This window comes from Brachybacterium sp. J144, from assembly GCF_036321705.1.
Taxonomy (GTDB): domain Bacteria; phylum Actinomycetota; class Actinomycetes; order Actinomycetales; family Dermabacteraceae; genus Brachybacterium.
In genome coordinates, this window is record NZ_JAZDCG010000022.1 from 109363 (window position 1) to 120406 (window position 11044).

The following is an 11044-nucleotide window of genomic DNA, read 5'->3' on the forward strand; positions in this document are numbered from 1 at the left end:
GGTCGGGCAAAGCCTTCGTGCGCACCTCGCGGCGGAGATCCGGAGGAGCATGCGATGACCCAGCCCACCCCGTCGGAGCCCACCCCGTCGGCTGCCGGCGCCCCCGCCGCCCCGACGGCCCGCCGCCGCGCCGGGAGGGAGTCGTCGGCCCTCACCGAGGCGGACGCCCGCGAGATCGCCACCACCGCCCAGGCGGTCATGGACGAGATCGCGACCGTCGTGGAGGGCAAGCCCGAGGTCACGCGCCTGGCCCTGCTGGTGCTGCTGGCCGGTGGCCACCTCCTCGTCGAGGACATCCCCGGCGTCGGCAAGACGATGCTCGCCAAGTCCCTCGCCGCGGCCCTCGGCGCCGAGCGGCACCGCATCCAGTTCACCCCCGACCTCCTTCCCGGCGACGTCACCGGCGCGAGCGTCTTCAACCAGGCGACCAGCCAGTTCGAGTTCCGGCCCGGCGCCGTCTTCACCCAGGTGCTGCTGGCCGACGAGATCAACCGCGCCTCCCCGAAGACCCAGTCCGCGCTCCTCGAGGCGATGGAGGAGCGGCAGGTCAGCGTCGACGGAACCACCTACGCGCTGGCCGAGCCGTTCATGGTGGTCGCCACCGCGAACCCCGTGGAGATGGAGGGCACCTACCGGCTGCCCGAGGCGCAGCGCGACCGCTTCCTCGCGCAGACCTCCATGGGCTACCCGCTGCGCTCCGCCGAGACCCGCATGCTCGGCGTCCAGGCCGGGCCCGTAGCCGACGGCGACCGCGAGGTGATCGACGCGCTCCGCGCCCGCACCAGCCCCGAGGTCATCGCCGCCCACGTGCGGGCCGTCCGCCGGATCCACGCCGCCCCGCCGCTGCTCGAGTACGTGGTCCGCCTCGCCGACGCCACCCGCCGCCACCCCCAGGTCACCCTCGGCGCCTCGCCCCGTGCGGCCGTGCACCTGGTCCGCGCCGCGAAGGCCAACGCCGCCCTCGACGGCCGGGTCTTCGTCGAACCGGCCGACGTCCGCTCGGTGATCTTCCCCGTGTGGCGCCACCGCCTCCACCTGACCCCGCAGGCCCTGTCCCGCGGCGCGAGCGCGGGGGAGCTGCTCGACCAGGTCCTCTCCGACACCCCGCAGTGGTGAGCGCCCGGCCGGGGACGGTGCTGCGCCCCACCGCCCGGGGCGTGCTCCTCGCCGTCCTCGCCGTCGTCTGCTGGCTCCTCGCCGACCTCACGAACCTCGTGCCGCTGCGCTCGGTCGCCGCGGCGCTGCTCCTGCTGCTCCTGGTCGGCGCCGCGGCGATCCTCCTGGCCGGGACGGGGCTGCGCCTCCGCCGACGGGTGCTCGACGACGCCGTCGCCGTCGGCGGCCGCGCCCGCGTGCAGATCGAGCTGACCGGCCGGCCGCTCCTGCCGCTGGGCCGCGGGATCCTCCGCGAGCACCTCCCCGAGGCGCTCGGCGGCGAGCGCGACCTGCCTCTGCAGAACCGCATGCCGCACGCCCTCACCGTCGGCCGCCGCGGCGCGCACCGCCTCGGCCCCTGCTCTCTGCTGCTCCGCGACCTCTTCGGCCTCTTCCAGCTCCGCCGCACCTCGACCGACGCCCTGCGCATCACCGGCGTCCCCGTCATCACCGCGCTCACACCCCTCGCCGCGCGGACCGCCGGCCTGGGCGGCCGCGCCGACCAGGGCGCCGGGATCGGCGTCGGCGAGATCGGCCCGATCGCCCGCCCCTACGTCGCCGGGGACGACATCCGCCGCATCCACTGGCGGGCCAGCGCTCGCTCCGGCCAGCTCATGACCCGTGAGGACGAGCCCGTCAGCGGGCGCAGCGCCATGGTCGTCCTGGACACCACCTCGCGGCCCGGCATGACGCCCGCGGTCGAGGACCGCCTCGTCTCCCATGCGGCGACCCTCCTGGACGTGCTCGGCGCCCACGGCTGGGAGGTGCGGATCCTCGACGCCTCGGGCGACGAGATCACCCGCACCGGCCGCCGCCGCGGGCTCGAGTCCGCCTCGCCGCTCGGCGGGGAGGCCGACGCCCTCGAGCTGCGCGCGGGCCTGCTCGCGCTCGCCGAGGTCGACTTCGACGACGAGCCGGCCCGTGTGGGCCACGACCACGCCGCGGGCCTGACCTCCCTCGCCCTGGCCCTCGGCCTCGACGACGGCGAGCCCTTCGCAGGCCTGGACCTCGACCGCTTCGCGGGCCGCTCGAGCCACCGCACCGCGCTCGCCCTGCGGTCCGATCCGGCAGACCCTGCCGCGCCCGCGCCCCCGTCGGCGGCCGTGCCCCCGTCGGTCCCCACCCGGCGCCGGCTCGGTGCCTGGACGCTCGTGACCGGCACCCTCGCGCACAGCCTCGACGACCTCCTCACCGCCCCCGAGCCAGGGAGTCCCGCATGAGCCGCCTCATCGGCCGACCCGCCCCGACCGGCGGGCACCTCGTGGCCCGCTCCCTGCTCCTCCTCGCCGCCGTGCTGCTCGCCTCGACCCCGCTGTCCCTGCTGCTGGACGGCAGCGCCTGGCTGCAGCTGACCGCGGCGGCCGCGGGCATCGTCATCGTCTCCGGCATGGTGCTGCGGATGCTCGTGCCCCGGCCCGCGCTCGTGCCCGTGCTGCAGCTGGCCGTGGTCGCGCTGCTGGTGCTCGTGATGGAGCTCAGCCAGGGGCTCGTGAGCCTCTCCGACCTGCCGCTGCGGATCCTCACCGCCCAGGCCGACATCCTCCCCGCCGCCGCCGCGGACCTCACCGCCTCCATGGCCCCGGTGGTGCTCGGCGCCCGCGCCACGGTGCTGGTGGTGCTGCTGCTGGCCCTCGGCGCGCTCGTGCTCGACCTGGTCTACGTGGACCTCGGCTGGCACACCCCGGTGGGCCTCGCGCTGCTCGGCACGATTCTGCTGCCCGCCCTGCAGGTCCCCACTGGCGGCGGCTGGCTGACCGTCGCCGGGCCGGTCCTCGCCGCCGCGCTCATCCTCGGCACCCGCACGCTCCACCCCGATCCGGTGCCTGGTCGCGCGTCCGGCTCCGACGCTGCGGCCGACGCCCTCCACCCCGCCGCCGCGTCGGCCCCGCGCCCGCCGGGCACGCTGACCGCCCCCGTCGGCCCCGGCGCCGTGACCGCGATCGCCGCCGTGCTCGTCGCCGCCCTCGCCCTGCCGCTCGGCGCGGCCCTCCCGCAGCTCGTCGCCCCACGCATGGCGCTGTCGATGGACCTCGTGAACCAGTGGCAGAACCGGGACCTGCCGCGGCTCGGCCCCGTGATGATCGACGACGACGTCTCCGTGCGCCGCACCCTGCTCGACCAGGGCAACACCGAGGTGCTGCGCTACACCACCGACGCCGCCCCGCCCGGCTACCTGCGCGTGCGCACCCTGAACAGCTTCGACGGGGAGACCTTCCGGGCCACCGGTGCGGGGGAGGAGCTGGACGTCGGCGCGACGGTCTTCTCCGACGCGCGCGCCGACGGCACCCTCCTCGGCGGGACCGGCGCGGAGACCGCCAGCACCCGGATCGAGGTGCTCGAGTACTACGGCGACCGGCTCCCCGTGCCCGCCAACATCCGATCCCTCGAGACCGCCGAGCCGTCCCTCGCCGAGGCCCTCACGCTGCGCGCGACCCCGGGCGAGGTCGACTCCTCCGCGCTGCGCGCGGGGCTCGTGGGGCTCGAGTACACCGTCACCAGCGAGGACGACGGCGCCACGGCCGACGAGCTGCGCGCCGTGGACCCTGCCGTCCTCGCCCAGCCGCTCGACGCCGGCTACACCGATGCGTCCGAGGTGCCGGAGGTCGCCGTCGACCTCGCCGACCAGATCGCCGCCGACGCCGGGGCGGAGACCGCCTTCGACACCGCCCTCGCCTACCAGGAGTACTTCCGCGGCTTCCGCTACTCGCTGACCGTGCAGACCCCCGCCGGCGAGGACCCCCTCGAGAGCTTCCTCGCCGATCGCATCGGCTACTGCGAGCAGTTCGCGAGCGTGTTCGCGCTGATGATGACCTCGCAGGGCTACCCGACGCGGGTGGTCATCGGCTTCACCGCCGGCAGTCAGAGCGCCGACGGGTGGACCGTGCGGTCCTCGAACGCGCACGCCTGGCCCGAGGTGTGGTTCGGCCCCGAGCACGGCTGGGTGCGCTTCGAGCCGACACCCTCCGCCGCCGCGAACGGCGTCACCGAGCCCGGCTTCGAGGAGTCGGCGACGGGCGGCGGGGCGAGCGAGCCGACTGCCCCGGTGGAGGACACGCCCACCGAGGAGACCCCGAGCGAGACCCCGTCGGCGGAGGAGACCGAGAGCGCGGAGCCCACCGAGTCCGCGGCCACGGCCTCCGACGGCGGCGGCGCCCTCCTGACCCCCGAGAACGCCGACCGGGTCGAGGGTGGGCTGTTGCTCACGCTGACCCTCGCCGCGCTCGGCGCGACCGCCGCGGTAGGCGGCGTGGTGCTGCTGCGCCGCCGACGGATGCGCCGCCGTGACGGCCGCTGGGCCGCCTTTCTCGAGCGGGCCGGGGGAGTAGGGACTGGTGGGGTTGGGGCCGGGACTGGCGGTCGCTCGGGAGGTGGTGGTGCCGCCGCGATCGAGACGGAGCGGCTGCGTCGCGGGGCGGGACGGATGGCGTGGACCGAGGTGTCCTGGGAGCTGCGGGTCCGCACCCGGGTGATGCGGCTGCTGGGCTGGACCGGGGCCTGGGGGAAACCGCCGCGGCCGCTCGAGCTGGACCGCGCCCTCCCGCCCCGCGAGGCCCTCGCGGACCTCCTCGACCAGATCGCCGCCGGGGACCAGGAAGTCACCGCCGAGCACTGCGCCGCCGCCGACCGCATCGCCGCAGCCCACACCGCCGCCCGCTACGCCGCCCCGCTCCCGGAGGCGGGTGACGAGGCGGGGAGCGGCGCGGGGGTTGGCGCGGAGGCCGGGCCCGTGGATGGGGCAGAGAACGGGCCGGTGGACGCCCCGCTCGCCCAACATCCCCTGCGCGACGACGCCGACCTGCTCATCGCCCTCATCCGCCGCGCCCGCTGACGACACCACCCGCTGCCCCGCCCAGTTGATCGACGAGACGTTCCAGGAATGTGGAACAGGAGGTCGATCAACTCGGGCGAAATGGAACGAGAGGTCGATCAACTCGGACGAAGTGGAACGGGAGGTCGACACTGTCGACTCCCGAGCCAGAACCGCCCCCGATCTGGCTCGCCAGCCGACACTGTCGACCCTGCCGGGACGACCGGTGCGGTGTCGGCGGACCGGGACCCGTCCCTCGCGCCCCCTCCCGACTGAAACACCGCGTCTGGCGTGACCTCAGCCCCTCACAGAGCTTGAGGTCACGCCAGGCGCGGAGTTCCAGCAGGCAGCCCGAAAAAGGCCGCTCAGACCAGGCAGCTCGCGTCAGGCAGTCCGGGACCGCAGGGCCGGGACCGCCAGCCGGTGACAGCCAGCCCGGGTCAGGTGACCCAGGTCCGCCCCGCGCCCAGTTGATCGACGGAATGTTCCAGGAAAGTGGTACGGGAGGTCGATCAACTCGGGCGGAGTGGAACGGGAGGTCGACGAGGTCGGCCCACGAGCCGGAAACGCCCCCGATCTGGCTCGCCGGCCGACACCGTCGACCGGGGACCGTCGAGGCGGGGGTGCCGGAGCGCATGGGGGAGGAGCGCGGCGCGGCCGGGGCGGGCCGGAGGCGGGACCACCCCCAGCGAGGCGGCCGAGACAGGGAAACCCGATCGGATCGGTCGGATGGCCCCGTGGAACGATGGATGCAGCCGCGCCCCGCCGACCCCGACGATCCCGAGGAGCCCACGTGACCCCGCCCCCCGACGCCGCCGCACCTCAGGACCCCGCCGTGCCGTCGGATCCCGCGGCGTCCCGGAACGAGTCGCACCACCTCGATCCTGCCGCGCCCCAGGTCGTCGGCCCAGGTCGCACCTCCGCGGCGCACCAGGACAGCAGCGCCCCCGTTCCCGCCTCCGCCGACCCCGTGCCGGCTGCGTCCGGCACTCCCGGGCCCGCGCCCGCCGCGCAGGCGCCCGCCCCCGCGCCCGTCGACCGACGCTTCCCCGCCTCGGTCTACCGGCAGGGCGCGGAGCCCGACCCCCGCTTCAGCCTCGCCAACGAGCGCACCTTCCTCGCCTGGCTGCGCACCTCCCTCGCGATGTACGCCGGCGCCTTCGCCCTCGAGGCCCTCGCCCTGCCCGCGGCGACCGGCTGGCGCCTCGCCGCGGCCGGCGTTTTCCTGGTCCTCGGCACCCTCTGCGCCCTGCAGGCCTGGTGGGGCTGGCGCGCGACCGAGCGTTCCCTGCGTCGGGCCGCGCCGCTGCCGGGACTCGGCGCGGGCGCCGTGATCGTCGTCGGCGTTCTGGTCGCGGCGGCGCTGGTGAGCATCGGGATGTGGATGTGAGCGCCCCCGCCGAGCCCCCGTCGGCTCCCGCCGAGCCTCCGCCGGCTGCTCCGCACCCACCGCCTGCCCCGCCCCCCGACGCCGTCTTCGACACCGGCCTGCAGCCCGAGCGGACCCTCCTCGCCTGGCGCCGCACCTGCCTGTCCTTCGCCGTCGCGAGCCTCCTGGCCATGCGCTTCACCGTCTCGCACCTGGGGCCGGTGGCCGTCGTCGGCGGGATCCTCTGCGCGGGTCTGGCCGTCCTCGCCTATGCCCTCGCCGCGACGGGCTACCGCCGCGCCCATGACGACCTGCACACCGCGGGAGTGCTGCTCCGCGGCGGTCTGCCGATGCTCGCCGCGACCCTCGGCGTGCTCGCCATCGGGGCACTATGCGCCGCCTTCCTGGTCGTGGGAGCGGTGTCCGCCTGGGGTCCCTGACCCCGCCCGCCGTGCCCCCGTGACCCAGCAGACACGCTGTGAATCGCGACCTCATCGGCCCCGCCCAGGTGTCCCCGCCCCGCGCGAGTGGGTAGCATCGGCGAGGACTCGGACGGCGCCCCTGCGCCCCCGTCCCCGGCGTCGGGCCCGACCCACGGGACCGTCCCCCGGGGGCCACCTCGCCGCCGCCCGCAGACCGCACGCTCCGCCGTCTCATCTCCCCGACGACCCGGCCCCGAGCTCCCGCCGCCCGTGGCCGCCCGTCCCCCGAAGGAGTCCGCACTCATGGTCATGCCGTTCCTCAGCCGTCGTCCGATCGTCCCCGCGAAGGACGGCGCGAGCTGGCCCCACGTGATCATCCTCGGCGGCGGCTTCGCCGGGGCGCACGCCGTCGGCGCCCTGCGCGACGCCCGCGTGCGCGTGACCCTCATCGACCGCAACGTCTACAAGACCTTCCAGCCGCTGCTGTACCAGGTCGCGACCGCGGGCCTGAACCCGGGCGACGTCACCATGTTCCTGCGCGGCCTGTCGCTGAAGATCCCCAACATGCGCTACCGCCAGGGCGAGGTCGTGGGCGTGGACCCGGAGCGGAAGGTCGTCGCCCTGGACGAGGGCACCAAGGGCACCCAGGAGCTCGAGTACGACTACCTGATCGTGGCCAACGGCTGCACCACCACCTACTTCGGCACCCCGGGCGCCGAGGAGCACGCGATGCCGATGTACACGCGCTCGCAGGCCCTCGCGATCCGCGACCGTCTCTTCTCCGAGCTCGAGCGGGCCACCCGCGAGGTGACCTCGCACCACGACAAGCTGCACGTGTGCGTGGTCGGCGGCGGGCCGACGGGGGTCGAGATCGCGGGCGCTCTCGCGGACTTCCGCATGCAGGAGCTGGACATCCTCTACCCCGAGATGGATCCGGGGACGCTGCAGGTGACGATCATCCAGCGCGGCACCGAGCTGATCAAGGAGTTCCGCCCCGACTTCCGCGAGTACGCCGCGGAGGAGCTCGCCGACCGCGGTGTCGTGCTGCGCCTCGGCCACGGCGTCAAGTCCGTGGGCTACGACCACGTGATCCTCGACGACGACACCGTGCTCGAGTCCGACGTGACCATCTGGGCGGCCGGCGTCGGCGTGCCCGAGGTCGTCTCCGACTGGGGCCTGCCCCAGGACAAGCGCGGCCGGATCATGGTCGACGACTACCTGCAGGTCAAGGGCGTGCCGGGCGTCTACGCCGCGGGCGACATCGCCGCGCAGGACGAGGCGCTGCCGCAGCTCGCGCAGCCCGCGGTGCAGATGGGCCGCGCCGCCGCGAAGGCGATCGCCGCGGAGGTCGCCGGCACGCCGCGCCAGAAGTTCCATTACACGGACCTCGGCACCATGGCCACCATCGGCCGTCACGCCGCGATCGCCGAGATCCCGCGTCTGCCGGGCCTGACGGGCTCTCTCGGCTGGGCCGCCTGGCTGGGCGTCCACGTCACCAAGATGCTCGGCCACCGCAACCAGCGCGCCGTCGCGATGAACCTGCTCTCGCTGTACGGCGGCACACGCGCCACCCACCAGCCGAACCCGGTCGTCGGCGAGGTGAACTCGCTGCGCGCCGCGCGGATGTTCGAGGAGCAGGCCGACCACCGCAAGTTCGGGCGCGGCGCCGAAGGCTGACCTCCCGGTCCGGTCAAGAGGTCCCCAAGCCCCGGTCAAGGGATCGGGGCCGATGAACAAGAACCGTTATGCCTGGTGAACTCAAGGTGACAGAACGGTCCCAGCTCGGAGACTTCCGGGCGTGTCCTGCGCGACATGCGATGGAATGACGAAGCGCACTCCGTGTGCTCCCATCTCGCTCCCAGGAGACCTCCATGTTCGAACACTCCGTCCGGCGCGTCCCGCGCCGCGCGGCCGTCGGCCTCGGTGCCGCCGCCCTCGCCCTCTCCGGCGCCCTGGTGCCGCTCGGCGCCGTCGCCGCCGAGCCCGGCCAGCAGGTGACGCTGATGGGCTTTAACGACTTCCACGGCGCCCTCGGCGGCGCCTCGGCCCTCGCCTGTCAGGTGGAGAGTGTGCGCGCCGAGAGCGCGACCTCCTTCCTGCTCTCCGCGGGCGACAACGTCGGCGGCTCCTCCTTCGAGTCCGCCGTGCAGAACGACGAGCCGACGATCGACGTGCTGAACGCCCTCGGCGTCGACGCCTCCGCGATCGGCAACCACGAGTACGACCAGGGCCAGGACGACCTGTTCGAGCGCATCGAGCCGCGCACCGCGTTCCCGGACCTCGCGGCGAACGTCTACGACGCCTCGGGGGAGCGCGTGCACGAGGCGTACACGATCATCGAGCGTGACGGCGTGAAGGTCGTCGTGATCGGCGCCGTCACCACCAAGACCGTCGGCAAGGTCAGCCCCGTCGCGATCGAGGGCCTGACCTTCGGCGACCCGGTCGACGCCGTCAACGACGTGATCGGCGAGCTGCAGGCCGACGGCGTGGAGTACGACCTCGCCGTCGCCGTCTACCACGAGGGCGCGAGCACCGACGCCGAGCCCGGCGAGGCCCCGGCGAACACCGACCCGATCTTCGACAAGATCGTCACCGAGACCGACGCCGAGGTCGACGCGATCTTCAACGGCGACTCGCACCGCACCTACGCCTACCAGGCCGCCGTGCCCGGCGAGGACGGCGAGACCCGCGCGATCATCCAGACCGGCTCGAGCGCCGCGAACCTCGGCGCCGTCACCCTCGAGCGCGACGCCGAGGGCGACTGGGACGCCGTGGCCGATCCCGAGCTGCGCTCCACCGAGGCCGAGTGCGCCACCTCCACCTCCGTGACCGAGGAGGTCACCGCGATCGCCGACGGCGCGATCGCGGACGCCGCCGAGGTGGGCGCCGAGCCCGTCGGCACCGTCGCCGGGGACGTGACCACCTCCTGGGACGACTCCAAGGCCGGCTACGTCGACGGCGTTCGCGTCCCGCTCGAGGAGGTCGGCAACCAGGCCACCACCAAGGGCGACAACCGCTACCGCCACTCCGCGGCCGGCAACATGCTCGCCGACTCCATGAAGTGGTACCTCGAGGACGCGGGCCTCGCCGGCGAGAACGAGGTCATCGGCTTCATGAACCCGGGCGGCATCCGCGCGGAGCTGTGGGACGCCGAGTCGGAGCGCGGCGAGGGCGAGGGCGTGGTCACCTACGCCGAGGCCAACAGCATGGTGCCCTTCGGCAACACCCTGAACTCCGGTGAGGTCACCGGCGCCCAGTTCAAGCAGATGCTCGAGGAGCAGTGGCAGCGCACGGCCGACGGCGGCGGCGTCGACGAGGGCGACGAGTCCTTCCTCGCCTTCTCGGTCTCCGAGAACGTCGAGTACGTCTTCGACAGCACCCGCGGCACCGACGACCGGATCCTCGACATCCGGATCAACGGCGAGCCGATCGACCCCGACGCGACCTACACCATCGTCACCGCGAGCTTCCTCTTCGAGGGCGGCGACAACATGTGGGCGCTCTCCGAGGCGCAGGACGTCCGCGACTCCGGCGTGCTCGATCGTGACGCGTTCATCTCCTACCTCGCGGCGAACCCGGATCTCGCGCCCGACTACTCGCAGCGCCAAATCGACCTGCAGATCGTCGACGGCGGCGAGTACGACTCCGAGGCCGGCGTCGACCGCGACCCGGTGCTGCGCCTCGCGGGCCTCGAGTCCCAGAGCCTCGGCGCCCCCGAGATCACCTCGGTGACGGTCGACGCGGGCGAGTACGGCAGCTTCGAGGCGCCCTACGGTGCGATCGACGGGGTCGACGGCCTCGCGGCCGATGTCACCCTGACCGACTGGCTGTGCGTCCCCGAGGGCACCGTCGTCCCGCTGACCATCACCGCCACCCCGGAGACCGGCACCGAGATCGTCTACGAGATCCCGGCCTTCACCTGGACCTCCGGCGGCGCCCCGACCGACATCTGCGGCGACGACACCGAGACCCCGGCCCCCGGCGGCGGTGACGACGACACCGAGACCCCGGCCCCGAGCGACGGCGACGACGAGACCCCCGCCCCGAGCGACGGCGGCTCCTCGACCGACGGCGGCTCGTCCTCCGGCGGCTCGTCCTCGACCGGCGGCTCGTCCTCGACGGGCGGCTCGTCCTCCTCGAACGGCCGCTCCGACCTGCCCCGCACCGGCGCGACCGTCGCCCCGCTCCTCGCGGTGGCAGGCGGCCTGTCCCTCGCGGGACTCGGCGCCCTCGGCCTGCGTCACCGGCTCTCCCGCCGCTGACCCGACCTGACGACGGAGGGGTCGCGCC

Annotated in this window: 7 protein-coding genes; all 7 read left to right on the forward strand. The window is 74.4% G+C overall.

The features are described 5' to 3' along the window. Positions 1 to 54: 54 nt before the first annotated feature. Positions 55 to 1116: an AAA family ATPase gene (locus V1260_RS08110; protein ID WP_442878140.1), complete on the forward strand. Its 1062-nt coding sequence runs from the start codon at positions 55 to 57 to the stop codon at positions 1114 to 1116. Continuing rightward, positions 1113 to 2375 (forward strand): DUF58 domain-containing protein, encoded by a 1263-nt coding sequence (locus V1260_RS08115; RefSeq protein ID WP_329746311.1) that lies wholly within the window; start codon positions 1113 to 1115, stop codon positions 2373 to 2375. The genes V1260_RS08110 and V1260_RS08115 overlap by 4 nt, the downstream gene beginning before the upstream one ends. Further along, entirely contained in the window at positions 2372 to 4984 is a 2613-nt protein-coding gene (locus V1260_RS08120) for a transglutaminase family protein (RefSeq protein ID WP_329746312.1), read from the forward strand. Before V1260_RS08115 ends, V1260_RS08120 begins: the two co-directional genes overlap by 4 nt. A 949-nt stretch (positions 4985 to 5933) precedes the next feature. Continuing rightward, complete coding sequence (locus tag V1260_RS08125; RefSeq protein WP_329746498.1) at positions 5934 to 6353, forward strand: YidH family protein; 420 nt, start codon at positions 5934 to 5936, stop codon at positions 6351 to 6353. Continuing rightward, complete coding sequence (locus V1260_RS08130) at positions 6350 to 6772, forward strand: DUF202 domain-containing protein (RefSeq protein WP_329746313.1); 423 nt, start codon at positions 6350 to 6352, stop codon at positions 6770 to 6772. The genes V1260_RS08125 and V1260_RS08130 overlap by 4 nt, the downstream gene beginning before the upstream one ends. Positions 6773 to 7057: 285 nt before the next feature. Then, positions 7058 to 8431: an NAD(P)/FAD-dependent oxidoreductase gene (locus V1260_RS08135; protein ID WP_329746314.1), complete on the forward strand. Its 1374-nt coding sequence runs from the start codon at positions 7058 to 7060 to the stop codon at positions 8429 to 8431. A 194-nt stretch (positions 8432 to 8625) separates the two neighbouring features. Then, positions 8626 to 11016, forward strand: a complete 2391-nt coding sequence (locus V1260_RS08140) for a 5'-nucleotidase C-terminal domain-containing protein (protein ID WP_329746315.1) — start codon at positions 8626 to 8628, stop codon at positions 11014 to 11016. Positions 11017 to 11044 lie beyond the last annotated feature (28 nt).

Excerpts from the sequence above, each read along its gene's own strand:
- V1260_RS08110 (WP_442878140.1), top strand. The coding sequence starts at position 55 with ATGACCCAGCCCACCCCGTCGGAGCCCACCCCGTCGGCTGCCGGCGCC.
- V1260_RS08140 (WP_329746315.1), top strand. The coding sequence starts at position 8,626 with ATGTTCGAACACTCCGTCCGGCGCGTCCCGCGCCGCGCGGCCGTCGGC.
- V1260_RS08120 (WP_329746312.1), top strand. The coding sequence starts at position 2,372 with ATGAGCCGCCTCATCGGCCGACCCGCCCCGACCGGCGGGCACCTCGTG.
- V1260_RS08135 (WP_329746314.1), top strand. The coding sequence starts at position 7,058 with ATGGTCATGCCGTTCCTCAGCCGTCGTCCGATCGTCCCCGCGAAGGAC.